The 23278-nt window shown below is 61.5% G+C and carries 25 protein-coding genes; 18 read left to right on the forward strand and 7 right to left on the reverse strand.

Annotation, left to right across the window (positions count from 1 at the left end):
- Positions 1-26: 26 nt before the first annotated feature.
- On the forward strand, positions 27-452 hold the full coding sequence (locus tag FQ668_RS26835) for an OsmC family protein (protein ID WP_003253070.1): 426 nt from the start codon (positions 27-29) through the stop codon (positions 450-452).
- Positions 453-527: 75 nt separating this feature from the next.
- On the forward strand, positions 528-761 hold the full coding sequence (locus FQ668_RS26840; protein ID WP_003253067.1) for a DUF1161 domain-containing protein: 234 nt from the start codon (positions 528-530) through the stop codon (positions 759-761).
- 35 nt (positions 762-796) lie between these two features.
- On the opposite strand, the gene FQ668_RS26845 is transcribed toward FQ668_RS26840, so the two are convergent.
- The gene (locus FQ668_RS26845) at positions 797-1210 is read right to left on the reverse strand and encodes a lipoprotein (RefSeq protein WP_010951495.1); all 414 of its coding nucleotides are present in this window, start codon (positions 1208-1210) and stop codon (positions 797-799) included.
- Positions 1211-1265: 55 nt separating this feature from the next.
- Entirely contained in the window at positions 1266-1679 is a 414-nt protein-coding gene (locus FQ668_RS26850; RefSeq protein ID WP_003253063.1) for a hypothetical protein, read from the reverse strand.
- 85 nt (positions 1680-1764) lie between these two features.
- Here FQ668_RS26850 and FQ668_RS26855 point away from each other — a divergent pair, with 85 nt between their 5' ends.
- Positions 1765-2838: an aminopeptidase gene (locus tag FQ668_RS26855; RefSeq protein ID WP_019436838.1), complete on the forward strand. Its 1074-nt coding sequence runs from the start codon at positions 1765-1767 to the stop codon at positions 2836-2838.
- Between the two features lie 109 nt (positions 2839-2947).
- Here FQ668_RS26855 and FQ668_RS26860 read toward each other — a convergent pair whose 3' ends face one another.
- Positions 2948-3598, reverse strand: coding sequence for an HAD family hydrolase (locus FQ668_RS26860; protein ID WP_014589235.1), 651 nt, complete (start codon positions 3596-3598; stop codon positions 2948-2950).
- 120 nt (positions 3599-3718) lie between these two features.
- Positions 3719-4267: a gamma carbonic anhydrase family protein gene (locus FQ668_RS26865; protein WP_014589236.1), complete on the reverse strand. Its 549-nt coding sequence runs from the start codon at positions 4265-4267 to the stop codon at positions 3719-3721.
- Between the two features lie 66 nt (positions 4268-4333).
- On the opposite strand from FQ668_RS26865, the gene prlC reads away from it, so the two are divergent.
- The 6 genes from prlC (at position 4334) to FQ668_RS26895 (ending at position 12694) form a co-directional block, all read left to right on the forward strand.
- Positions 4334-6421 carry an oligopeptidase A gene (prlC, locus tag FQ668_RS26870; RefSeq protein WP_019436839.1) on the forward strand — a complete coding sequence of 696 codons (2088 nt, stop codon included), beginning with the start codon at positions 4334-4336 and terminating at the stop codon, positions 6419-6421.
- Complete coding sequence (locus FQ668_RS26875; RefSeq protein WP_010951500.1) at positions 6418-6699, forward strand: YheV family putative zinc ribbon protein; 282 nt, start codon at positions 6418-6420, stop codon at positions 6697-6699. The genes prlC and FQ668_RS26875 overlap by 4 nt, the downstream gene beginning before the upstream one ends.
- Before the next feature lie 123 nt (positions 6700-6822).
- Positions 6823-8817 carry a M3 family metallopeptidase gene (locus FQ668_RS26880; RefSeq protein ID WP_019436840.1) on the forward strand — a complete coding sequence of 665 codons (1995 nt, stop codon included), beginning with the start codon at positions 6823-6825 and terminating at the stop codon, positions 8815-8817.
- Positions 8818-8887: 70 nt separating this feature from the next.
- Positions 8888-9946, forward strand: coding sequence for a PA0069 family radical SAM protein (locus FQ668_RS26885; RefSeq protein WP_019436841.1), 1059 nt, complete (start codon positions 8888-8890; stop codon positions 9944-9946).
- A 303-nt stretch (positions 9947-10249) separates the two neighbouring features.
- Positions 10250-10969, forward strand: coding sequence for a carbonic anhydrase (locus FQ668_RS26890; protein ID WP_003253046.1), 720 nt, complete (start codon positions 10250-10252; stop codon positions 10967-10969).
- Between the two features lie 192 nt (positions 10970-11161).
- Positions 11162-12694, forward strand: a complete 1533-nt coding sequence (locus tag FQ668_RS26895; protein ID WP_014589240.1) for a SulP family inorganic anion transporter — start codon at positions 11162-11164, stop codon at positions 12692-12694.
- Between the two features lie 283 nt (positions 12695-12977).
- Here FQ668_RS26895 and FQ668_RS26900 read toward each other — a convergent pair whose 3' ends face one another.
- The gene (locus FQ668_RS26900) at positions 12978-13619 is read right to left on the reverse strand and encodes a hypothetical protein (RefSeq protein ID WP_003253042.1); all 642 of its coding nucleotides are present in this window, start codon (positions 13617-13619) and stop codon (positions 12978-12980) included.
- Between the two features lie 369 nt (positions 13620-13988).
- Between FQ668_RS26900 and coxB the strand changes: the two genes are divergently transcribed.
- Genes coxB through FQ668_RS26920 form a run of 4 tightly spaced genes read left to right on the forward strand, consistent with a single transcriptional unit; the run spans position 13989 to position 18229 of the window.
- Entirely contained in the window at positions 13989-15116 is a 1128-nt protein-coding gene (gene coxB, locus FQ668_RS26905; RefSeq protein WP_019436842.1) for a cytochrome c oxidase subunit II, read from the forward strand.
- A gap of 43 nt (positions 15117-15159) precedes the next feature.
- Complete coding sequence (ctaD, locus tag FQ668_RS26910; RefSeq protein WP_014589242.1) at positions 15160-16749, forward strand: cytochrome c oxidase subunit I; 1590 nt, start codon at positions 15160-15162, stop codon at positions 16747-16749.
- 9 nt (positions 16750-16758) lie between these two features.
- The gene (locus FQ668_RS26915) at positions 16759-17325 is read left to right on the forward strand and encodes a cytochrome c oxidase assembly protein (protein WP_014589243.1); all 567 of its coding nucleotides are present in this window, start codon (positions 16759-16761) and stop codon (positions 17323-17325) included.
- A 16-nt stretch (positions 17326-17341) separates the two neighbouring features.
- Positions 17342-18229, forward strand: a complete 888-nt coding sequence (locus FQ668_RS26920; protein WP_011953141.1) for a cytochrome c oxidase subunit 3 — start codon at positions 17342-17344, stop codon at positions 18227-18229.
- A gap of 32 nt (positions 18230-18261) precedes the next feature.
- Here FQ668_RS26920 and FQ668_RS26925 read toward each other — a convergent pair whose 3' ends face one another.
- Positions 18262-18465 (reverse strand): twin transmembrane helix small protein, encoded by a 204-nt coding sequence (locus tag FQ668_RS26925; RefSeq protein WP_019436843.1) that lies wholly within the window; start codon positions 18463-18465, stop codon positions 18262-18264.
- A 51-nt stretch (positions 18466-18516) separates the two neighbouring features.
- On the opposite strand from FQ668_RS26925, the gene FQ668_RS26930 reads away from it, so the two are divergent.
- The 5 genes from FQ668_RS26930 to FQ668_RS26950 are packed head-to-tail and all read left to right on the forward strand — an operon-like array spanning position 18517 to position 22400.
- Positions 18517-19254 carry an SURF1 family protein gene (locus tag FQ668_RS26930; protein ID WP_014589244.1) on the forward strand — a complete coding sequence of 246 codons (738 nt, stop codon included), beginning with the start codon at positions 18517-18519 and terminating at the stop codon, positions 19252-19254.
- Positions 19223-19804 carry a hypothetical protein gene (locus FQ668_RS26935; RefSeq protein ID WP_014589245.1) on the forward strand — a complete coding sequence of 194 codons (582 nt, stop codon included), beginning with the start codon at positions 19223-19225 and terminating at the stop codon, positions 19802-19804. The genes FQ668_RS26930 and FQ668_RS26935 overlap by 32 nt, the downstream gene beginning before the upstream one ends.
- Positions 19805-19813: 9 nt before the next feature.
- Positions 19814-20893 carry a heme A synthase gene (locus tag FQ668_RS26940; RefSeq protein ID WP_134697426.1) on the forward strand — a complete coding sequence of 360 codons (1080 nt, stop codon included), beginning with the start codon at positions 19814-19816 and terminating at the stop codon, positions 20891-20893.
- A complete protein-coding gene (gene cyoE, locus FQ668_RS26945; RefSeq protein ID WP_014589247.1) occupies positions 20878-21771 on the forward strand; it encodes a heme o synthase in 894 nt (297 codons plus the stop codon). Before FQ668_RS26940 ends, cyoE begins: the two co-directional genes overlap by 16 nt.
- Entirely contained in the window at positions 21768-22400 is a 633-nt protein-coding gene (locus tag FQ668_RS26950; protein ID WP_003253019.1) for an SCO family protein, read from the forward strand. Before cyoE ends, FQ668_RS26950 begins: the two co-directional genes overlap by 4 nt.
- Before the next feature lie 93 nt (positions 22401-22493).
- On the opposite strand, the gene FQ668_RS26955 is transcribed toward FQ668_RS26950, so the two are convergent.
- Entirely contained in the window at positions 22494-23264 is a 771-nt protein-coding gene (locus FQ668_RS26955) for a MetQ/NlpA family ABC transporter substrate-binding protein (protein WP_019437495.1), read from the reverse strand.
- Positions 23265-23278: the final 14 nt, after the last annotated feature.

A 23278-nucleotide genomic window follows, 5' to 3' on the forward strand; every position in this document is an offset into this window, starting at 1 on the left:
AAGCAACCCAGTGACCAGGAGGCATCATGAAAAAGACAGCATCGGCGATCTGGCAAGGTGGCCTGAAGGATGGAAAAGGTCTGCTTTCTACCGAAAGCGGCGCACTCAAGCAGAACCCTTATGGCTTCAACACACGTTTCGAGGGCACGCCCGGCACCAACCCGGAGGAGCTGATTGGCGCGGCCCATGCTGGTTGTTTCTCGATGGCGCTATCCATGATGCTCGGCGAGGCGGGGCTTACCGCAGAGCGGATCGACACCGCTGCAGAGGTGACGCTCGACAAGCAAGCTGACGGTTTTGCCATTACCGCTGTGCATCTGGTGCTCAGGGCCAAGGTACCTGGGGCCAGCGAGGCTCAATTCCTGGAGATTGCCAACAAGGCGAAGGAAGGCTGCCCGGTGTCCAAGGTTTTGAATGCGAAGATCAGCCTGGATGCGGCGTTGGTGGGCTGAAACGGTGCAATGGTGGTGGTTTGCTGTAGTCTAAAGAACGTCGGCAGCGCCACTGCCCTTTCCAGGAGCCGTTCCATGATTCGCGTAGCTATCGCTGTGTTGGCTTCCCTTGTCGCCACGTCTGCGCTGGCGGCCGTCAAGCCATGCGAAGAGCTGAAAACCGAGATCGAGGCCAAGATCCAGGCCCAAGGGGTTTCGTCCTATACGCTGGAGATCGTGCCCAACAGCGAGGTCAAGGACCAGAACATGGTCGTCGGGACCTGCGATGGCGGGACGAAGAAGATCATTTATCAGAAGAACGATCGATAAGCATCAGGGCCCGGGGCTGCGAAGCAGCCCCACATTCACGGGATGCAGAACACTTCGCTAGGCTCGTTCACCACCACCTTGCGGTTGGCGTCATACAGCAGCACCTGCGGCTCCATCACCGGCGCCCGCGCTTCCAGGCGATAGCGCTCGCCGGCCTTGAAGTTGTCAAAGCGGACGGTCAGGTAGCAGGTTCGGTCCCTGGGTTGTGACATGAGGCCGCCCGAGTAGATTTCATAATCGAAGCGCACCACCAGTTCATGCTTGCCCGGTGTCACCTGAAAGTAACGGCCATCGTCCAGGCGCTTGCCGTCGAGGCGGTCGGCCATGATCACCCGACCGGGGGTCATGGTGTATAGATCGACCCAGGCCTGCTTGGGGTCGACGGGCGGCAAGGGGCTGGCGCAAGCCCCCAGTGTACTGAGGGCGATCAGCATCATGGGCTGGCGCATGGCAAAACTCCCACTTGCGATTTACAAGTAACAAGCATAGCGCCGTTTGTGCGGTTCAGGTGCGCTGACAACCCGCCGGCAGCCCTTGACCCAGCAGTTTTTGCTGGTGGTCGTAGAGTTTTATCCAAGGGCGAAAGCCAATGCTGCCGGCTTGCAGCTGATAACGCTGCCCGGCGCTGAAGTCCTTGAAGGTCAGCTTGACCTGGCAATCGCGCCACAATGGCTCCTCGACGGGGCCGATATTGCTGGGGTTAACCGGAAACTGATAGCGCACGGTCAGTTCGTGGCTGCCGGGTTGAACCTCGAAATAGCGGCTGTCAGCCCAGTCACGCTCATCTACCTGCACGGCGTCCAGCGACGTATTGTCGTAGCGGGTGAGGTCGATCCAGGCCTGGTTCGGGTCTGGGTCTGGCAATGTTGAACAGGCAGAGATCAACAACAGTGATCCGGCGACCAATAATGCGCGCATGGCGAAACTCCCCCTTGGCGAGATAGTCTTGGAGCGAAATGGTCTTGAGCGAGTCAGACAGTCCCGGATGCTTCGACTTTTTCTTATGCAGCGCTCAGGCCTTGGGGCACTCGACCGCATTTTCACCCGTTTGGTTCCGCTGGTTGCGGCGCTCCTGCTGAACGGTTGCAGCAATGTCGCCTACTACGGGCAGCTGGCCCAGGGCCAGTGGCAGTTGCTGCGGGCACGGCAGCCTGTAGAGCAGGTATTGGCCGACCCTGCTACCCCTGCCCCCTTGCGCGCGCACCTGCAACAGGCCGAACAGGCGCGGGCGTTTGCCAGCCAGCAATTGAAACTGCCAGACAACCGCAGCTACCGGGTATACGCCGACCTTGGCCGCCGCTACGTGGTGTGGAATGTGTTCGCCACGCCCGAGTTGTCGTTGCAACCGGTAACGCACTGCTTTCCGATTGCCGGGTGCGTGGCGTACCGCGGCTACTACCAGCAAGGCGCGGCGCGAGGCGCTGCGGCGTTGATGCGTCAGGATGGCCTGGATGTGTACGTGGGCGGCGTGGAAGCTTATTCGACCCTGGGTTGGTTCGATGACCCGATTTTGTCGTCGATGGTGGGCTGGGGCGATGAGCGCCTGGCTACGTTGATCTTTCATGAATTGGCCCACCAGCGCTTCTATGTGCAGGACGATACCGAGTTCAATGAGTCGTTTGCCTCGTTCGTCGAGCAGGAAGGCACGCGGCAATGGCGTGCGGCGCGCGGGCTGGCGGCGGTTGGCGGGGATCAGGGAAAGCAGCGCGACCAATTTATCCGCCTGGTGTTGGCCAGCCGTGAGCGATTGCAGGCGATTTATGCGGGGCCGTTGGATGATGCACACAAGCGTCGGGCCAAGCAGGCCGTGTTTGAGCGTTTGAGGCGTGAATACCGGCAGGTGCGTGATGGCCAGTGGGGTGGTGACAAGCGCTATGACGCCTGGATGTATGGGCCGATGAATAATGCCAAGTTGTTGCCGTTCGGGCTATATGACCAGTGGGTGCCGGCGTTTGCGGCGCTGTTTCGTGAGGTGGGGGGAGATTGGGTTCGGTTCTACGAGCGGGTCGCGCATTTGGGGCGGTTGCCGATTGAAGAAAGGAAAGCGGCGCTGCAGCGTCTGATGGTTAGCCTTTGAGATTTTGGGGCCGCTTTGCGGCCCATCGCGACACAAGGCCGCTCCCACAAAGGCCCTGCGCACGCCGCTCGAGGTGGGAGGGCCGGCTGCAAAGCAGCTCTGCTGGCGCTCAAGCCTTGCTAAAAGCCTGATGCAAATCGGCTACCGTGGCGAAGTGGAAAGCGGGTTCTTCTGCCATCAGCTCTTCCCGGCTGCCAAACCCGTATCCCACCGCGACAGCCTGCAGCCCGTTGCTGCGTGCGCCGATCAGGTCATGCTTGCGGTCCCCGATCATCAGGGTTTGCGCCGGGTCCAGCCCTTCTTCATCCAGCAAATGGCGAATCAGCTCGACCTTGTTGGTGCGCGTGCCGTCCAGTTCACTGCCGTAGATCACCTTGAAGTGATGATCGAAGGCGAAATGCCGGGCGATTTCGCGGGCGAACTCCCACGGTTTTGAGGTGGCAATGTACAGCGTGCGGCCCTGACCGTTCAGGGCCTCAAGCAACTCTGGCACACCTTCGAACACGAGGTTCTCGTATAGACCGGTCACGCGGAAGCGCTCCCGGTAGAAGTTCACCGCATCCCAGGCCTTGGCTTCGTCGAAGCTGTAGAACTGCATGAAAGCCTGCAGCAGGGGTGGGCCGATGAAGTGTTCGAGGCGGGCCAGGTCCGGTTCGTCGATGCCCAGCTTGGCCAGGGCGTACTGGATCGAGCGAGTGATGCCCAGGCGTGGGTCGGTCAGGGTGCCGTCGAGGTCGAAGAGGATGTTTTGCTGGTGCATGTACAGGGTTCCACTTGAGTGCTGCGTGGCCTTATTCGCGGGCATGCCCGCTCCCACAGGTACAGCGCAGGCCTTGAAGGGGCACTCAACCTGCGGGGGCGTGCATGCCCGCGAATGCGGTCATTCAGGTTGATCGTAGCCTTCGGCCAGGTGCTGGTCCTTGAGCTTCACGTAGTTGCCGGCGCTGTAGGAGAAAAATGCGCGCTCCTTGTCGTTCAGCAGCCGGGCCTGTTTCACCGGGCTGCCCATGTACAGGTAGCCACTGACCAGGCGTTTGCCCGGCGGCACCAGGCTGCCGGCGCCAATGATTACTTCGTCCTCGACGATGGCACCATCCATGATGGTGCTGCCCATACCCACCAGGATACGGTTGCCCAGGGTGCAGCCATGCAGCATCACCTTGTGCCCGATGGTCACTTCGTCGCCGATGATCAGCGGGAAACCGTCCGTGTTGAAAGGCCCGGCGTGGGTAATGTGCAGCACGCTGCCGTCTTGCACGCTGGTGCGCGCGCCAATACGGATGCGGTGCATGTCGCCGCGCACCACGGTCAACGGCCAGACCGAACTGTCTTCACCGATCTCCACGTCGCCCAGCACCACCGCCGAACGGTCGACGAAGGCCCTGGGCCCAACTTTCGGAGTGTGTTGCTGGAAGCTGCGAATGGCCATGATAGCGTCTCTCATCTGTGCCGATAGGCAGGCTGCCTGCTGCGGTCGGCGTCGATTGTAATTAAGATGGGGCAGTGTTTCTTCTGCCAAGGTATCCAAACCGTGACTGCGAACAACCCGCTTCTGCAATCCCACGATCTGCCGCCCTTCTCGCAAATTCGTGCCGAACACGTGTTGCCGGCGATCGAAGCGATCCTGGCCGACAACCGTAAAGCCATTGCCGAGATCCTTGAAAAGCAGGGCAAGAACCCTACATGGGCCGGCCTGGTGCTGGCCATGGACGAACTGAACGACCGCCTGGGCGCCGCCTGGAGCCCGGTCAGCCACCTCAATGCGGTGTGCAACAGCGCCGAGCTGCGCGAGGCTTACGAGTCTTGCCTGCCAGCCCTGAGTGCCTACTCTACCGAACTGGGCCAGAACCGCGCGCTGTTCGAAGCCTACCAGGCGCTGATCGACAGCCCTGAGGCTGCCGGCTTCGACGTGGCGCAAAAGACTATCCTCGAGCACGCCCTGCGTGACTTCCGCCTGTCGGGTATCGACCTTCCGGCGGACAAGCAGCAGCGTTACGCCGAAGTGCAGAGCAAGCTCAGCGAGCTGGGCAGCCGTTTCTCCAATCAGCTGCTTGACGCCACCCAGGCCTGGACCAAGCATGTTACCGACGAAGCTGCGCTGGCCGGCCTGACCGATTCGGCCAAGGCGCAGATGGCCGCTGCCGCCCAGGCCAAGGGCCTGGACGGCTGGCTGATCACCCTCGAGTTCCCCAGCTACTACGCGGTGATGACCTACGCCAGCGACCGCGCCCTGCGCGAAGAGCTATACGCCGCCTACTGCACCCGCGCCTCCGACCAGGGCCCGAATGCCGGCCAGTTCGACAATGGCCCGGTGATGCGCGAAATCCTCGACCTGCGCCAGGAGCTGGCCGAACTGCTGGGCTACAAGAACTACGCAGAGCTGAGCCTGGCCACCAAGATGGCCGAGTCCAGCGACCAGGTGCTGAGCTTCCTGCGTGACCTGGCCAAGCGTTCCAAGCCGTTCGCCGCCCAGGACCTGCAACAGCTCAAGGCCTACGCTGCCGAACAAGGCTGCCCCGAGCTGGCCAGCTGGGACGCCGGCTACTTTGGCGAGAAGCTGCGCGAGCAGCGCTACAGCGTGTCGCAGGAAGCCCTGCGCGCCTACTTCCCGATCGACAAGGTGCTGGGCGGCCTGTTCAGCATCGTGCAGCGCCTGTACGGCATCGAAATCGCCGAGCTCAAGGGCTTCGACAGCTGGCACCCGGACGTACGCCTGTTCGAGATCAAGGAAAATGGTCAGCACGTTGGCCGTTTCTTCTTCGACCTGTACGCCCGCGCCAACAAGCGTGGTGGCGCCTGGATGGACGGCGCCCGTGACCGTCGCCGCACTGCCGGCGGCCAGCTGCAGAGCCCGGTGGCCAACCTGGTGTGCAACTTCACCCCGGCCGCGCCCGGCAAGCCCGCATTGCTGACCCATGATGAAGTCACCACCCTGTTCCACGAGTTCGGTCACGGCCTGCACCACATGCTGACCCGCATCGAGCATGCCGGCGTGTCCGGCATCAACGGCGTGGCCTGGGATGCGGTCGAGCTGCCAAGCCAGTTCATGGAAAACTGGTGCTGGGAGCCGGAAGGCCTGGCATTGATTTCTGGTCACTACGAAACCGGCGCCGCCCTGCCCCAGGACCTGCTGGACAAGATGCTGGCCGCGAAAAACTTCCAGTCGGGCATGATGATGGTGCGCCAGCTGGAGTTCTCGCTGTTCGATTTCGAGCTGCATGCGAGCCATGGCGACGGCCGCAGCGTATTGCAGGTGCTCGAAGGTGTGCGTGACGAGGTGTCGGTCATGCGCCCGCCGGCTTACAACCGCTTCCCCAACAGCTTTGCGCACATTTTCGCGGGCGGTTACGCGGCGGGCTACTACAGCTACAAGTGGGCCGAAGTGCTGTCGGCTGACGCCTTCTCGCGCTTCGAGGAAGAAGGCGTGCTGAACGCCGAGACCGGCCGCGCCTTCCGCGAGGCGATCCTGGCCCGTGGTGGTTCGCGCGAGCCGATGGAGCTGTTCGTCGACTTCCGTGGCCGTGAGCCTTCCATCGATGCATTGCTGCGCCACAGTGGTCTCACCGAGGACGCTGCAGCATGAGTGAGGTAGCTGTGAACAAGACCAAGAAGCGCTTCATTGCCGGTGCCGTGTGCCCGGCGTGCAGCGAGCCGGACAAGCTGATGATGTGGAACGAAGACGGCGTACCGCACCGCGAGTGTGTGGCTTGCGGCTTTACCGACACCCTCAACGAGCAGGGCTTGTCGGTGCCGAAGGAACTGGGCACCCGGGTCAACCACCTGGCGCCGAAAGCCGCGCCGGCCAAGGTGCAAACCGTGCAGTTCTTCCCGAATCCGAAGCTGAAAAAACCGGCTGAATAAAGCTGTCGTGCCGCCCGGGTGCAATGCCCGGGCAGGCCTGTACAGGTGTTAGATAGTCAGGCCACCTGGCGCACGTTGGCCCTGCAAGCTCTCCTGCTCCTACTACGAGCAAGGTGACGCGCCATGGACAACCCACTTCTGCAAAATAGCCATATCCCCGTTGATTACTCTTCAATCACCCTTGAGAACATGCAGGCGGCGTTCGATCACGTGCTGCTGGCACACGAGAAAGGGGTCGAACGCATCATCATTGATCAGCGGGCCATGCCCACCTGGGATGACATGGTGCTGGCCGTAGATGGGCTGGATAGCCGGCTGCTGGCAGTGCTGTATGGCGCCTCACCACTGGTCGGCCGGAACATGGACTGGGCCAACGCCATCACCGATGTCTACGGTAGAGCGACGGCACGCTTCGAACAGAAATTCGCCAACAGTGGGCTGCATGATTTGTATGAGCGCTTGGCCAAGAGTGACATCGGCAAGCAACTGGACGCCGGGAAGCGCGCCACCTTGCGTTGGCACCTGGACAAGTTCGTCGCTAGCGGGGCGTTACTCGACACCGCAGGCAAAGCGCGTCTGGCAGACCTTCAGGCGCAGATTGGCACTGCACGCAAGGCGTTTCGCAGCAACATCTACCGGCCAGGCCTGAGTATCACCGATGAAGCCGAGCTGAGCGGCATCCCACAGCGGGTACGCGACGAACTGGCTGCACGAGCAAAAGAAGCAGGTAAGCAGGGGTGGTTGATTGCCTGTGACACGGTGACTACTAGTGAGGTGCTCAAGCATGCTGACAGCCGACAGCTCCGTGAGCGTGTGTACCGGGCTTTTCACGCCCGTGGCGTCAGCCATGATCCGCAACAGGACAACCGCTCGCATCTGCAGCGACTGGCGCAATTGCTTGAGGAGAAGGCCCTGCTGCTCGGTTTTCCCAGCCATCTGGAGCAGAGCTTGCAGGTAAAGAGTGCGGGTTCGGTAGCGCATGTGTGCGGCTTTCTCCACGATCTGGCCGATCATGTGCGACCCGCCATGTTGCAGTGGCGTTCGCAGGTGGAGGGCCGTGCTGCCGAGCAGGGCTTGGGGAAACCCCAACCCTGGGATTTCGAGTACCTGCAGCGTGCTTCGCGCAGTGAGTTTCCTACCGCAGCGCTGCGCGATTACTTCCCGCTGAATACCGTTGTCAGTGCGTTGCAGCAATTGGCGCAGAAGCTGTTTGGTGTAGTGCTGCAGCCCAAAGCGCTGGCTGCCTGGGATGACAGCGTGCAGCCGTTCGAGGTGTGGCAGGACAGTGCTTTCATTGGTTTTTTGTATCTGGATGCCGTGCAGCACGCAGGCAAGCAGCCAGACGCGGTGTTCACCACCTACGTAAGGAATCGCCGGGTCGATGCAGAGGGTATCTACCACGCAGCCTCGGTGGTAGTTTTCAGTGATGTGCCGCAAGCGCCGCCCGGTTTCCAGCCGTTGCTCGACCACCTGTCATTGCGCAAGCTTTTCCATGAATTCGGCCATGCCCTGCACCACTTGCTGGTGCGTACGACGAACCACGTCATGTCCAACGTGACCGAGCTGGGCACCGATGGTGTGGAGTTGTTCGGCAAGCTGTTCGAGCGTTGGGTCTGGGATGCGGACTACCTGGTGGCGATCTCGGCGCACGCGCGCGATGGCAGCCAATTAACCCGCAAGCAGGCCGATAAGTGCCTGCAGCAGCTGCGGCAGCAGGGCGTAGAGGAAATCGCGCGTCATCTGAGCCTGGCGCTGTTCGACATGGACCTGCATGCCACTCCAAACGATGGCAGGTCCTTTGAACAGCGGTTGGGTAATGCCCGCGAGCGTTGTGGCTACTGGCCGCTCGCTGATTTCGAACATCCGGCGCACGCCTTCGACCATCTTGTGGACGGCTACGATGCTGGTTACTACGCCTACTTGTGGTCGGATGTGCATGCCTTCGATCTGTTCACCCGCTTCGAGGCCGAGGGCCTGTTGAACCGGGCCACGGGACGGGCACTGCAGGAAGCGCTGTTCGCCCCAGGGGCATCGCGTCCGTTGCGCGAAGGCATCGAGGCGTTCCTTGGTCGGCAATCGAACCAGGCAGCGTATCTCCGCTGGCATGGCCTGAAGTAGTCAGACCAGAGGTGCTGGTAAGATCCCGGTATGCACGATACTGTATATGAATACAGTATCCGGGTGAGCCATGATTCCTCCAGCACCGCAAAAGGGCCGTGGCACGGCGCACAACCCACACAACCGCTTTGCCCCTGGTCGTTCGGTGGCGGAGGACGACGGCTGGTACCAGGAAGTGCCGCAAACCCAGGGCACCGAGGTGCGGATCGAGACAGCCAAGTCGGTGATTAGCCGCAACACCTCCCCCGACCTGCCCTTCGATCGCTCCATCAACCCTTACCGTGGCTGCGAGCATGGTTGCATCTACTGCTATGCCCGCCCCTCACATGCCTACTGGGACCTTTCTCCTGGCCTGGATTTCGAGACCAAGCTGATCGCCAAGACCAACGCCGCCGAGGTGCTGGCACAGCAGTTGAGCAAACCGGGCTACGTGTGCGCGCCAATCAATCTGGGCTCCAACACTGACCCGTACCAGCCTATCGAGCGGGAACAGCTACTGACCCGGCGCTTGCTTGAAGTGTTACTGCGTTTTCGTCACCCGGTGACCATCGTCACCAAGGGTTCGCTGGTGCTGCGCGACCTCGACCTGCTGGCCGAGATGGCCCGCCAGCGCCTGGCACGGGTGATGATCAGCCTGACCACGCTGGACGATGACCTCAAACGGGTGCTCGAACCCCGAGCGGCCTCACCCGGTGCGAGGTTGAGGGCCATCCGGGTATTGCGTGAAGCGGGCGTACCGGTGGGTGTTTTGTGTTCGCCGATGATTCCGATGATCAACGACAGTGAGCTGGAACGCCTGTTGGAGGCTGCCAAGGAGGCCGGTGCGCAAAGTGCGGCGTACATGATGCTGCGGCTGCCGCTGGAGGTGGCGCCGTTGTTTGAGCAGTGGTTGCAGGATCATTACCCGCAGCGGGCAGCGCATGTGTTGAGCCTGATCCGCCAGAGCCGTGGTGGCGAGCTGTATGACAGCCGGTTCGGTGTGCGCATGCGTGGTGAAGGGGTGTTTGCCGAGTTGCTGGCGCAGCGCTTTGCCAGGGCAATGAAACGGTTGGACTTCGAAGGGCGAGATGCGCAGGCGCTGGATTGCTCGGCGTTCTGCCCGCCGGGTGGGCAGATGGCGCTGTTCTGACATGCACCCGCCCCACCAAGGGCTGCGCATTGCTCACAACACAACTAATAACAACCAATAATTGCGCTAATACATATTGGCAGCTGATGTTTTTTTGCTATTATCCAGTTCCCGCCTTTTTCATCTGGAACGCCCGTTCTAGAGCCTTCGAATTAAGTTTCAGTTAAGTTTTCCCCGCTAGCGTAGGTAACAAGTCCACACCGACTGTGATCTATGGCCCGTGCGTGTCATCTAAAACCCTGCATAGCCTGAATCTTTCACCGGTAAAATGGATTTACCTACACACCGTCAAGAGGATGAATCATGCCCGTCAAGGACCCATCCAAGGTCGTACCGCAGGTCCCCGCGGAAAGCGCCGATGCTGCCCTCAAGCACATCGTCGACGGCTTCCTGCGCTTTCACCATGATGTTTTCCCCGATCAGCAAGAGCTGTTCAAGAAGCTCGCCACCGCGCAAACACCACGCGCCATGTTCATCACCTGTGCCGATTCGCGCATCGTTCCCGAGCTGATCACCCAGAGCTCGCCAGGCGACCTGTTCGTGACCCGTAACGTGGGTAACGTGGTACCGCCTTATGGCCAGATGAACGGCGGTGTTTCCAGCGCCATCGAGTACGCCGTAATGGCGCTTAAAGTTCACCACATCATCATCTGTGGCCACTCCGACTGTGGCGCCATGCGTGCGGTACTCAATCCGCAGTCGCTGACCAAGATGCCTACCGTTGGCGCCTGGTTGCGCCACGCTGAAGTGGCCCGCACCGTGGTCGAGAACAACTGCTCCTGCGGCAGCGAACACGAGACGATGCAAGTGCTGACCAAAGAGAACGTCATCGCCCAGTTGCATCACTTGCGCACCCATCCTTCGGTGGCTTCGCGCCTGGCGGCCGGTGAGCTGTTCATTCATGGTTGGGTGTACGACATCGAGACCAGCAAGATCGAAGCCTACGACGCCGCCAGCGACAGCTTCCTGCCCTTGGCCGCGGGTGAACCCGTTCCCTGCGCCACTCCGAGAGGCCGCTACTAAGCGACCCGTCCGCTGCTAGAACCTTGATAGCCGGCTGCACCCTGCAGGGGTGTGGCACGGCATTCGGCTGCCTTGAATTCCCTGACTGCCCTGCCGGCGTGCTCGCTGGCGGCCCGCGCCTGCGCGATTGTCAGGGGCAAACGTGCCCACGGCCAGGGGAATGGCCGTGCGACTAGAGAAAGGAGAAACACGGTGAACATTACACAGTTGAAAGCGGCCCTGCCGCGTGAGTTGCTGGCGTCGGTGGTGGTCTTCCTGGTGGCCCTGCCGTTGTGCATGGGCATTGCGATCGCTTCTGGCATGCCGCCGGCAAAAGGCCTGATTACTGGGATTATCGGCGGCATTGTCGTCGGTTTCCTTGCTGGGTCGCCGCTACAGGTCAGCGGCCCCGCTGCCGGTCTGGCGGTACTGGTGTTCGAGCTGGTACGCCAGCACGGCATGGCCATGCTCGGGCCAATCCTGTTGCTGGCTGGCCTGTTGCAGTTGCTGGCCGGTCGCCTGCGCCTGGGCTGCTGGTTCCGCGTGACCGCGCCGGCGGTGGTTTACGGCATGCTCGCCGGGATTGGCGTGTTGATCGTGCTTTCGCAGGTGCATGTGATGTTCGACACCGCGCCGCAACCGTCGGGCCTGCAGAACCTGCTGGAGTTCCCGGCAACGTTGTCGGCTGCCCTGCCCCAGGAGAGCACCGGCGCCGGCTGGATGGCCGGTGCGCTGGGCCTGGGGACCATCGCCATCATGTGGGGCTGGGAGCGCTTGCGGCCGCAGCGGCTGCGTTTCGTGCCGGGTGCATTACTCGGCGTGGCCAGCATGACTGCCATCAGCCTGTGGCTGGCCTTGCCGGTGAACCGCGTGCAAGTCCCGGCAGACCTGTCCGAGGCCATCGACTGGCTTAGTCCGGCGGACCTGATGCAGCTGGCCGACCCTGCCCTGCTGGTCGCCGCCTTTGCCCTGGCGTTCATTGCCAGCGCCGAAACCTTGCTGTCGGCTGCAGCAGTAGACCGTATGCACAGCGGCCAGCGTTCGGACTTCGACCGCGAACTGTCGGCCCAGGGCATTGGCAACATGCTGTGCGGGGTGCTGGGTGCCCTGCCGATGACCGGAGTAATTGTGCGCAGCTCGGCCAACGTCCAGGCGGGGGCGCAAACCCGGGCCTCGGCAATCTTCCATGGCTTGTGGTTGCTGGCCTTCGTGGTGGCGCTGAGCAGCGTGCTGCAGCAGATCCCGGTGGCGAGCCTGGCGGGGGTGCTGGTGTTTACCGGGGTCAAACTGGTCGACTTCAAGGCGTTTCGCGGGCTGGGCCGTTATGGGCGCATGCCGATGTTCACCTATGCGGCGACTGCGCTGGCGATCATCTTTACCGACCTGCTGACCGGTGTGCTGCTGGGCTTTGCCCTGACCTTGCTGAAGCTGGCGTTCAAGGCGGCGCGGTTGAAGATCAACCTGGTGAGCCTGGACAAGGATGGGCACATGGAACTGCGTCTCAGTGGCGCGGCGACCTTCCTGAAGGTGCCGGCGCTGACCCAGGTGCTGGATACCGTACCGCCGGGCACCACGCTGCATGTGCCGCTGGGGAACCTGAGTTATATCGACCACTCGTGCCTTGAATTGCTGGAGGACTGGAGCCGCAGCAATTCTGCCAATGGGTCACGGTTGCTGATAGAGCAGCGGCGCCTGAAGCGTCGGATCGAGGGGCGGTTGCGGACTACAGCGGGGGTTGGGGCGTAGGAGTGGGTTTACCCGCGAATACGGTAGTGGCGGCAACGGTGAACGGCGGGTGGAGATTGGCCAGCAGGGCCGGCCCTTTCGCGGGTAAACCCGCTCCTACGACGGGCTGTGGCGAACCACCGATGCGTGTGTGTAGGAGCGGGTTTACCCGCGAATACGGTAGCGGCGGCAACGGTGAACGGCGGGTGGAGATTGGCCAGCAGGGCCGGCCCTTTCGCGGGTGAACCCGCTCCTACGACGGCCTGCGCCGAACCACCGATGCACCTACGCCGTGACAGGTAGATCAGGCCGGCTGACCCAGCTCGACACCCAGTTGACGCGACAGGCACGGCCAGCGCTTCCACGCCTCGCCAGTTGCCGGGCTGCTCAGCTTCTCTCGATAAGCCTCCACCGATTCAACGGCAAAGCTCTCATCATTGAGCATTTCGTCGACCGAGTGGTGCACCACCTCATCCAGCTGGTTGGCAAAGCTTTCGCCAATCAACTGGTGGGCAATCAGGTTGGCGACCGTGGTGTCGACCGGGATCAACGGCTGCTGGAAGTGGCGGATGTACAAGTCATTCACCTCTTCCACCAGGCGGTGCGCCAGGTACGCTTCATCCAGAAGGCAGTCCAGGCCTACATGCCCTTGCATCACGCTGGGCGGCTGCAGGAAGTAGGCTTCGGCGATTTTCAGTACAGGTTTGATCTGCGATTCGATCCCGGCTTCGCGGGCGACCTCGTGGGCGGCCTCCAGCAATTCCGGAACCTGATCGATGTAGGCGCTGACGAAGCGCGCCAAAGTACCCTGGGCGTCCTGCTCAGGCAGTTGGATCGAGGGGTGCAGGTGGGGCAGTTGCAGCTCGAGACGCTGTTTCAATTGGCCGGTCTGGCCTTCATGTTGATGGGCTTGGCTTACCTGCTCGCGTACAGCAGCGATGTTCATGACAACTCCAGGGACATTACGTTTCAAACGGAAGACACTAAATTAGCTCGGTATACAGAATACCTAAGACGTATTTGTTATAAGCTTCGCAAACGTGTGCGCTATCAGGCATATCGGCGTGCCATTATTGCGCCATGACCTGTCAAGCGCGCGGTTTTCCGGCCATTCGGCCATTTCATGAAGTTCATTTCACAGGCTTCATTGCGTGCCATTGGTCGCTGTCTATACTCCCGTTGAACGTGATTCGTTGATGAGGCCCGACTGCTTTTAGCAGGGGCTCGGTCGTCGAAGCCATGCAGTCTTGACCGCCGTTCCCTCTTGCCGCAGGCCATGCCTCCGGGACAACAAGAATTAGAAGGGGAACCCGCAATGATGCGACATCCACATGTCTGGATGGGCCTCCTGTTGTGGTCGGTTTTTGGCCAGGCAAACGCCGCCTGGACCGTGAACATGCACCCAGGGGCGACGGAAGTCTCCAACGCCGTCTTCGACCTGCACATGACCATCTTCTGGATCTGCGTGATCATTGGCATCGTGGTGTTTGGCGCGATGTTCTGGTCGATGGTCATCCACCGCCGCTCCACTGGCCAGCAGGCCGCTCATTTCCATGAGCACACGTGGGTGGAAATTCTCTGGACGGTGGTGCCCTTCCTGATTCTGGTGGTGATGGCCATTCCGGCTACCAAGACCCTGATCGACATCTATGACGCCAGCGAGTCGGACATCGACGTCCAGGTCACCGGCTACCAGTGGAAATGGCACTACAAATACCTGGGCCAGGACGTGGAGTTCTTCAGCAACCTGGCCACCCCCACCGACCAGATCCACAACAAGGCGCCCAAGGATGAGCATTACCTGCTGGAAGTCGACCAGCCGCTGGTGCTGCCGGTGGGCGCGAAAGTGCGCTTCCTGGTCACTGCTGCCGATGTGATCCACTCCTGGTGGGTGCCGGCCTTCGCGGTCAAGCGCGACGCCATCCCAGGCTTTGTCAACGAAGCCTGGACCCGTATCGAAAAGCCAGGCATCTACCGCGGCCAGTGCACCGAACTGTGCGGCAAGGACCACGGCTTCATGCCGGTGGTGGTCGAGGTCAAGTCCAAGGCGGATTACGACACCTGGCTGGGCGAGCGCAAGGCTGAAGCCGCCAAGCTCAAGGAGCTGACCAGCAAGGAATGGACCCTGGAAGAGCTGGTGGAGCGCGGCGACAAGGTCTACCACACCGCCTGCGTGGCCTGTCACCAGGCCGAAGGCCAGGGCCTGCCACCAATGTTCCCGGCGCTCAAGGGCTCGAAGATTGCCACCGGGCCGAAGGAAGACCACCTGAGCATTGTCTTCCATGGCAAGCCCGGCACGGCCATGGCCGCTTTCGGCAAGCAGCTGTCGGAAGTCGACATCGCTGCTGTGGTCACCTACGAGCGCAATGCCTGGGGCAACAACAAAGGCGACATGGTGACGCCGAAGGACGTGCTGGCGCTGAAGCAGGCAGAAGCCAAGTGAACCGGGTTACTCGCGGCAATCAATGGATTGCAGGAGACAGGACATGAGTGCAGTGATCGACGACCACGCCCACGGCCACGACCATGCGCACGGCCCGGCCAAGGGCCTGATGCGCTGGGTGCTGACCACCAACCATAAAGACATCGGCACGATGTACTTGTGGTTCAGTTTCATCATGTTCCTGCTGGGTGGCTCGTTCGCCATGGTGATCCGCGCCGAGCTGTTCCAGCCTGGCTTGCAGATCGTGGAGCCGGAATTCTTCAACCAGATGACTACCATGCATGGCCTGATCATGGTGTTCGGCGCGGTGATGCCGGCCTTCGTCGGCCTGGCCAACTGGATGATTCCGCTGATGGTCGGCGCGCCCGACATGGCACTGCCACGGATGAACAACTTCAGCTTCTGGCTGCTGCCGGCGGCCTTCCTGCTGCTGGTATCGACGCTGTTCAGCCCGGGCGGAGGGCCAAACTTTGGCTGGACCTTCTACGCACCGCTTTCCACCACCTATGCGCCAGCCAGCGTCACCTTCTTCATCTTCGCCATCCACCTGATGGGTATCAGCTCGATCATGGGGGCGATCAACGTGATTGCCACCATCCTCAACCTGCGTGCCCCCGGCATGACGCTGATGAAAATGCCGCTGTTCGTCTGGACCTGGCTGATTACCGCGTTCCTGCTGATTGCGGTGATGCCAGTACTGGCCGGCGTGGTAACCATGATGCTGATGGATATCCACTTCGGTACCAGCTTTTTCAGTGCCGCAGGTGGCGGTGACCCGGTGCTGTTCCAGCATGTGTTCTGGTTCTTCGGTCACCCTGAGGTGTACATCATGATCCTGCCCGCCTTCGGTGCGGTCAGCTCGATCATCCCGGCGTTCTCGCGCAAGCCGCTGTTCGGTTATACCTCGATGGTGTATGCCACCGGCGCCATTGCCTTCCTGTCATTCATCGTCTGGGCCCACCATATGTTCGTGGTCGGCATCCCGGTGGTAGGCGAGTTGTTCTTCATGTATGCCACCATGCTGATTGCCGTGCCCACCGGGGTGAAGGTATTCAACTGGGTCAGCACCATGTGGGAAGGTTCGCTCACCTTCGAAACGCCGATGCTGTTCGCCATCGCCTTTGTCATCCTGTTCACCATCGGTGGTTTCTCCGGGTTGATGCTGGCGATCGCCCCGGCAGACTTCCAGTACCACGACACTTACTTCGTGGTGGCGCATTTCCATTACGTACTGGTGCCTGGTGCAATTTTCGGCATCTTTGCCTCGGCCTACTACTGGCTGCCGAAATGGACCGGCCACATGTACGACGAAACCCTCGGCAAACTGCACTTCTGGCTGTCGTTCGTCGGCATGAACATGGCCTTCTTCCCCATGCACTTCGTAGGCTTGGCCGGCATGCCACGGCGCATCCCCGACTACAACCTGCAGTTCGCCGATTTCAACATGGTGTCGTCGATCGGCGCGTTCATGTTCGGCGCCACGCAGATCTTCTTCCTGTTCATTGTCATCAAGTGCATCCGCGGTGGCGCGCCGGCACCGGCCAAACCCTGGGATGGCGCCGAGGGCCTTGAGTGGTCGATTCCTTCGCCTGCGCCCTACCACACCTTCCAGACACCCCCGGAAGTGAAATAGGAACCCGCCATGAACGGCCTGTCGGTGAAACGCCTGGTAACGCGCCTGTTGATGCTGACGGTGGTGATGTTCGCCTTCGGCTTCGCGCTGGTGCCGATCTACGACGTCATGTGCAAAGCCTTCGGTATCAACGGCAAGACCGGCGGCCAATACGAAGGTAGCCAAATCAGTGACCCGACGCGTGCTGTGCGGGTGCAGTTCATGTCGACCAATGCCAGCGACATGGTCTGGGACTTCTACTCCACTGCCGACCAGCTGGAGGTCAACCCGGGGGCGGTGAACCAGATGATCTTCATTGCCCACAACCCGACCGACCGGCCGATGAGTGCGCAGGCAATACCCAGCATTACCCCGGCCGAGGCCGCGGCCTACTTCCACAAGACCGAGTGCTTCTGCTTTACCCAGCAGGTGCTGCAGCCCGGCGAACGCATCGAGATGCCGGTGCGCTTCATCGTTGACCGCGACCTGCCGGCCAGCGTGAAGCACCTGACACTGGCCTACACCTTGTTCGACATCACCGCTCGCCACCCGCCGGTCGCGCACGTTGCGGCGCAGGACGTCCAGGGCGCCCGTTAAGGGAAGGAGAACAGCAATGGCAAGTCATGAGCACTACTACGTTCCGGCGCAGAGCAAATGGCCGATCATCGCCACCATCGGCATGTTCATCACGGTATTCGGCCTGGGCACCTGGTTCAACGACATGAAGGCGGGCCACCCGGATTCGCACGGGCCGCTGATTTTCTTCGTGGGGGCGTTGTTTCTGGCCTACATGCTGTTCGGCTGGTTTGGGGCAGTGGTCAAGGAGAGCCACGCCGGGTTGTACAGCCCGCAGCTGGACCGCTCGTTCCGCTGGGGCATGAGCTGGTTCATCTTCTCCGAAGTGATGTTCTTCCTGGCCTTCTTCGGTGCGCTGTTCTATGTCCGCGTACTGGCGGGGCCGTGGCTGGGTGGCGAAGGGGCCAAAGGTGTTACGCACATGCTGTGGCCAACGTTCGAATTCACCTGGCCGCTGCTGCACACTCCTGACCCCAAGCTGTTCCCGCCGCCCAAGGAAGTGATCGACCCATGGCATCTGCCGCTGATCAACACCATCCTGCTGGTCAGTTCCAGTGTGACAATCACCATTGCCCACCACGCCTTGCGCCGTGACCACCGCGGCCCGCTGAAATTCTGGATGGCGCTGACCATTGTCCTGGGCATCAGCTTTATCGCACTGCAGGCCTTCGAGTACCACGAGGCCTATACCAAGCTGGGGCTGACACTGGGTTCAGGGATCTACGGTGCGACGTTTTTCATGCTTACCGGGTTTCACGGCGCCCACGTGACATTGGGCACGATCATTCTGATCGTGATGTTCGTGCGCATTCTGCGCGGGCATTTCAACCCGGAAAAACACTTCGGCTTCGAGGCAGCCAGTTGGTACTGGCACTTCGTCGATGTGGTGTGGGTGGGGTTGTTCATCTTTGTCTATGTGTTGTGAATACAAAAAACCTGTAGGGGCGGGTGAGCGCTTCAGAAAGGGGCGTGGGAGACCAGTTGACCGCTGATCAAGCCCCAGGCGACCAGGGCTATGGTCAGGGCTGCCAGGGTCACCCGTATGGTCAGCGCCTTGAGCAGACGGGTCGAGTTTTCATCATCCTTGACCAGAAACACCAGGCCACTGAACAGGCTGGCAATCGTGGCCAACAGCATCAGGACAATCGCGGCCTTGAGCATAGCGTTACTCCGGGGGGATGCGGTGATGTGGATAAGTATAGCGAGGCGCCCGTGAGGCCGTTTCGCCCAGGCTGGGTACCGACGCTGGCGGTGCTTGCACTGCTGCCGGGGCTGATTGCGCTTGGTTGCTGGCAACTCGGCCGAGCCGAGGAAAAGCGCGTGCTGCTGGCCACCTATGCAGAACGGCGGATTGAAGCGCCGATAGCCACCGCCCAGCTCCTCTCGAAAGAAGACAACGCCTTCCGCCGCGTGCACTTGTATGGCCGCTTCGACGCCGAGCACAGCGTGCTGCTGGACAACCGCATGCGCGACGGCAAACCCGGTGTCGAGCTGCTGCAGCCCTTCCACGACCAAGCCAGCGGCCTGTGGTTGCTGATCAATCGTGGTTGGCTGCCATGGCTGGACCGCCGGGTGCCGGTGCACTTCGAAACCCCTGCCCAGGCCTTGGCGCTGGATGCCTCTGTGTATGTCGCGCCCGGTAGCACCTTCCAGTTGCACCCGGACCCCATCGGCGGGCAATGGCCGCATCTGTTGACCGCTATCGATGCCGCGCTGCTATGGCAACAGCTTGATCGCGAAGGCTTCGCCCAGGAATTGCGCCTGGAGCCGGGCCCTGCGAGCTATCGCCTGGACTGGCCAGTTGTGGCCATGAGTCCCGAAAAACACGTGGGCTACGCCGTGCAGTGGTTTGCCCTGGCTACCGCTCTGGTTCTGCTCTACCTCTACTTCGGCTGGCACCAAAACAAGGAGAAACGCCATGGCCACCGCCACTCCACTGGACGTGCCTGAACGTAGCAAGCCCAGAGCCCGTGGGCGTTTGCAGCTGTTACTGATCCTGCTGGTGGTGCTTGGGCCGATGGTTCTGGCCACCAGTATGTACAAGCTCAAATTCTGGGTGCCGGAAGGCCGCAGCTACCATGGCGCCATGATTGGCAATGGGGAAAGCCGTGCCGATCTCGGCGTGGCGGGGCAGGGCGAGCGCTGGCAGTTGCTGGTAAGCGCCCCCCAGGCCTGCACCGAAGACTGTCAGCGCCTGGTGTACCTGGCTCGGCAGATTCAGATCGGGCTGGGGCGTGATGCCAGCCGCGCCAGCCATGCGCTGGCCGCCGCCCAGCCGCTGAGTGCCGACTATCAGGCACTGCTCGGCCGCGAGTACCCGCAGTTGCAGCGCTACCCGCTGGATGCGCAGCGTTACCAGCAGAAGGTTGTCGAGCCCGGCCCGCAGCTGTGGATCGTCGACCCGCACGGCAACCTGGTGCTGCGCTACGACGGCAAGGTCAACGGCAAGCATGTGCTGGATGACCTGCGCCACCTGCTCAAGCTGTCCAACATCGGCTAGGAGCCTGCCATGGCCAGACCTGGATTTCGCCTTGCTGTGTTCGCCACCCTGCTGGCACTGCTGGTCGTCCTGCTCGGTGCCTATACCCGCCTGACCCACGCCGGCCTCGGTTGCCCCGACTGGCCTGGGTGCTATGGTTTTATCAGCGTGCCCAAGAGTGAAGCGCAGTTGGCCCATGCCGAGCTGCACTTTCCTGAGCACCCGGTGGAAGCTGCCAAGGGCTGGGCCGAGATGGTCCACCGCTACTTTGCCGGTAGCCTGGCCGTGGTGATCGCCCTGCTCGCGTTCCAGGCAATGCGCCGGCATGCCCGCGATGGGCAGCCTTATCGCCTGCCAATGCTGCTACTGGGTGTGGTGCTGGCCCAGGCAGCCTTCGGTATGTGGACGGTCACCCTGAAGCTATGGCCGCAGGTGGTCACTGCGCACTTGCTGGGTGGCTTTACCACGTTGAGCTTGCTGTTCCTGTTGTCTCTGCGTCTGTCCCGGGCCTTTGCGCCCTTGCCGAAACTGCCGCTGAGCCTGCGCCGGATCGCTGCGCTGTCGCTGCTGGTGGTAATCGGCCAGATCGCCTTGGGCGGTTGGGTCAGCGCCAACTACGCAGCCGTGGCCTGCATCGACCTGCCGACCTGCCATGGCCGGTGGTGGCCAGCGGCGGACTTCAGCAACGGCTTCCACCTGACCCAGCACGTCGGCCCCAATTACCTGGGCGGACAGCTGGACAGTGATGCGCGTACGGCCATCCACATCAGCCACAGGCTGGGCGCGCTGCTGGTGACCTGCGTGCTGCTGATGCTCAGCTGGAAGCTGCACCGCTGTGGTCTCCCCGGCCTGGCGCTGTTGGTGCTGCTGGCGCTGGCCTTGCAAGTGGGCCTGGGCATCAGCAACGTCGTGTTCCACCTGCCGCTGGCGGTGGCTGTTGCGCACAATGCCGGCGGGGCGATGCTGCTTCTGAGCATGGTGCTGGTGAACTACCGCATTCGAGTGGTCGACAAGGTTCAAGTGGGTGTCGGCCATGGCTGGCGTCTGCGGCCGGTGGTCGGGGTGGGCATTTCCCATCATATGAGGAACGACTCGTGGCGACGCTTCTAAGCGTACGACGGGCTCGCTGGCGCGATTACCTTGAGCTGACCAAGCCGAAGGTGGTGGTGCTGATGCTGATCACCTCGCTGGCGGGCATGTTCCTGGCCACCCGGGCGGGCGTCAGCTGGAGCGTGCTGTTGTTCGGCAACCTGGGCATCGGCCTGTGCGCGGGTGGCGCGGCAGTGGTCAATCATGTGGTGGATCGGCGTATCGATGCGCTGATGGCACGCACCCACAAACGGCCTTTGGCCCAAGGCCGAGTCGAGCCTCTGCCGGCGCTGTTGTTCGCCTTGGCCCTGGCGCTGCTGGGCATGGTCCTGCTGCTGGTGTTCACCAACGCCCTAACCGCCTGGCTGACCCTGGCCTCATTACTCGGTTATGCGGTGCTCTACACCGGCTTTCTCAAGCGCGCCACGCCACAGAACATCGTCATCGGTGGCCTGGCCGGTGCCGCTCCGCCGTTGCTCGGCTGGGTGGCGGTAAGCGGCCATGTCAGCGCCGAACCCTTGCTGCTTGTGCTGATCATTTTCGCCTGGACCCCGCCGCATTTCTGGGCGCTGGCCATCCACCGCAAGGAGGAATACGCCAAGGCCGATATCCCGATGTTGCCGGTGACCCACGGCGAGCGCTACACCAAACTGCATATCCTGCTGTACACCCTGATCCTGCTGGCGGTGAGCCTGCTCCCGTATGCCATCCACATGAGTGGCCCGCTGTACCTGGCCTGTGCCCTGGGCTTGGGCCTGCGCTTCCTGCGTTGGGCCTGGGTGTTGTACCGTAGCAGCCGGCCGCACGCGGCGATCGGCACCTTCAAGTACTCTATCGGCTACCTGTTCGCGCTGTTCATCGCGTTGCTTCTTGACCACTACCTGTTGCTGAGCCTATGACCCGAACCCAGAAAACCGTCTTCATCCTCGTTGCCCTGGTCGCGTTGATCCTGGGCCTGACCGTCAACAAGGTGCTTAATGGTCGTGACCAGCCCAACCCTGCCGAGCTGATTGATGCGGGCATCATCCTGCTGCCGCAGAGCCGCGCCGTGGCTGATGTCACCATGACCAATCAGGACGGCCAGCCGGTGCAGATGGATGACCTCAAGGGCAAATGGTCGCTGCTGTTCTTTGGCTACACCTACTGCCCGGACATCTGCCCGACCACACTGGCCCAGCTGCGCCAGGTGAAGAGCGAGCTGCCCAAGGATGCCGTCGACCGGCTGCAGGTGGTGTTGGTGAGCGTGGACCCTAACCGCGACACGCCGAACCAGTTGAAGCAGTATCTGGGCTATTTCGACAAGGACTTTGTCGGCGTGGCGGGGTCGATCGAGGATACCCAGAAGCTGGCCAATGCCTTGAGCATTCCGTTCATTCCGGCGGATACCAGCAAGCCGGGGTATACCGTGGATCACAGCGGTAATCTGGCGATCGTCGGCCCGGATGGGAGACAGCGTGGGTTCATTCGGGCGCCGTTCAACAACCAGAAGCTGGGGGCGCAGCTGCCGGGGCTGGTCAAGCGGGATTGAGTCAGCCCCAAAAGCTTCGCGGGTAAACCCGCTCCTACAACGATGTGTGTAGGGGCGGGTTTACCCGCGAAGAATAGAGCGTGATAGGTCGGATCAGAACGCCGGAACCACAGCGCCTTTGTACTTCTCGATGATGAACTGCTTCACCTCAGGCGAGTGCAGTGCAGCCGCCAGTTTCTTCATGTCGTCCGAGTCCTTGTTGTCCGGGCGGGCAACCAGGATGTTCACGTAAGGCGAGTCGCTGCCCTCGATAGCCAGCGCGTCTTTTTCCGGGTTCAGCTTGGCTTCCAGCGCGTAGTTGGTGTTGATCAGGGCGGCATCTACCTGGGTCAGCACGCGCGGGATGGTGGCGGCTTCCAGCTCACGGAACTTCACGTTTTTCGGGTTTTCGGCAACATCCTTCACGGTCGACAGGATGTTCTTGTTGTCCTTGAGCTTGATCACGCCAGCCTTGTCCAGCAGCAGCAAGGCGCGGCCGCCGTTGGTGGCGTCGTTGGGGATGACCACGGTGGCGCCGGAGGACAGCTCGTCCAGCTTCTTGATCTTGGTCGAATACACGCCCAGTGGCTCGATGTGCACGCCTGCCACGCTCACCAGCTGGGTACCCTTGGCCTTGTTGAACTCATCCAGGTAAGGCTGGTGCTGGAAGAAGTTGGCGTCCAGGCGCTTTTCGGCCACCTGTACGTTCGGTTGGATGTAGTCGGTGAATTCCTTGACCTTCAGCTCTACGCCCTCTTTCGCCAGTTGTGGTTTGACGAAGTTGAGGATCTCGGCGTGCGGCACCGGGGTGGCGGCGACGGTAAGGGTATCGGCCTGGGCCGAGAAGGCCGCGACAGCGGCAGCGACAGCAAGCAGCTTCTTCATTGATCACTCCTTGT

This window comes from Pseudomonas sp. Kh14 (genome assembly GCF_900291005.1).
GTDB classification, from domain to species: Bacteria; Pseudomonadota; Gammaproteobacteria; order Pseudomonadales; family Pseudomonadaceae; genus Aquipseudomonas; species Aquipseudomonas alloputida.

Bases quoted from the DNA above. Each gene is read 5' to 3' on its own strand.
- FQ668_RS26875 (WP_010951500.1), top strand. From the start codon at position 6,418: ATGAGTGAGGTAGCTGTGAACAAGACCAAGAAGCGCTTCATTGCCGGT.
- FQ668_RS26840 (WP_003253067.1), top strand. From the start codon at position 528: ATGATTCGCGTAGCTATCGCTGTGTTGGCTTCCCTTGTCGCCACGTCT.
- FQ668_RS26950 (WP_003253019.1), top strand. From the start codon at position 21,768: ATGACCCGAACCCAGAAAACCGTCTTCATCCTCGTTGCCCTGGTCGCG.
- prlC (WP_019436839.1), top strand. From the start codon at position 4,334: ATGGGGCAGTGTTTCTTCTGCCAAGGTATCCAAACCGTGACTGCGAAC.
- FQ668_RS26940 (WP_134697426.1), top strand. From the start codon at position 19,814: ATGGCCAGACCTGGATTTCGCCTTGCTGTGTTCGCCACCCTGCTGGCA.
- FQ668_RS26920 (WP_011953141.1), top strand. From the start codon at position 17,342: ATGGCAAGTCATGAGCACTACTACGTTCCGGCGCAGAGCAAATGGCCG.
- FQ668_RS26855 (WP_019436838.1), top strand. From the start codon at position 1,765: ATGCAGCGCTCAGGCCTTGGGGCACTCGACCGCATTTTCACCCGTTTG.
- FQ668_RS26925 (WP_019436843.1), bottom strand. From the start codon at position 18,465: ATGCTCAAGGCCGCGATTGTCCTGATGCTGTTGGCCACGATTGCCAGC.
- FQ668_RS26915 (WP_014589243.1), top strand. From the start codon at position 16,759: ATGAACGGCCTGTCGGTGAAACGCCTGGTAACGCGCCTGTTGATGCTG.
- FQ668_RS26890 (WP_003253046.1), top strand. From the start codon at position 10,250: ATGCCCGTCAAGGACCCATCCAAGGTCGTACCGCAGGTCCCCGCGGAA.
- FQ668_RS26935 (WP_014589245.1), top strand. From the start codon at position 19,223: ATGGCCACCGCCACTCCACTGGACGTGCCTGAACGTAGCAAGCCCAGA.
- FQ668_RS26900 (WP_003253042.1), bottom strand. From the start codon at position 13,619: ATGAACATCGCTGCTGTACGCGAGCAGGTAAGCCAAGCCCATCAACAT.
- coxB (WP_019436842.1), top strand. From the start codon at position 13,989: ATGATGCGACATCCACATGTCTGGATGGGCCTCCTGTTGTGGTCGGTT.
- FQ668_RS26865 (WP_014589236.1), bottom strand. From the start codon at position 4,267: ATGGCCATTCGCAGCTTCCAGCAACACACTCCGAAAGTTGGGCCCAGG.
- FQ668_RS26955 (WP_019437495.1), bottom strand. From the start codon at position 23,264: ATGAAGAAGCTGCTTGCTGTCGCTGCCGCTGTCGCGGCCTTCTCGGCC.
- FQ668_RS26850 (WP_003253063.1), bottom strand. From the start codon at position 1,679: ATGCGCGCATTATTGGTCGCCGGATCACTGTTGTTGATCTCTGCCTGT.
- ctaD (WP_014589242.1), top strand. From the start codon at position 15,160: ATGAGTGCAGTGATCGACGACCACGCCCACGGCCACGACCATGCGCAC.
- FQ668_RS26845 (WP_010951495.1), bottom strand. From the start codon at position 1,210: ATGCGCCAGCCCATGATGCTGATCGCCCTCAGTACACTGGGGGCTTGC.
- FQ668_RS26860 (WP_014589235.1), bottom strand. From the start codon at position 3,598: ATGCACCAGCAAAACATCCTCTTCGACCTCGACGGCACCCTGACCGAC.
- FQ668_RS26885 (WP_019436841.1), top strand. From the start codon at position 8,888: ATGATTCCTCCAGCACCGCAAAAGGGCCGTGGCACGGCGCACAACCCA.
- FQ668_RS26880 (WP_019436840.1), top strand. From the start codon at position 6,823: ATGGACAACCCACTTCTGCAAAATAGCCATATCCCCGTTGATTACTCT.
- FQ668_RS26835 (WP_003253070.1), top strand. From the start codon at position 27: ATGAAAAAGACAGCATCGGCGATCTGGCAAGGTGGCCTGAAGGATGGA.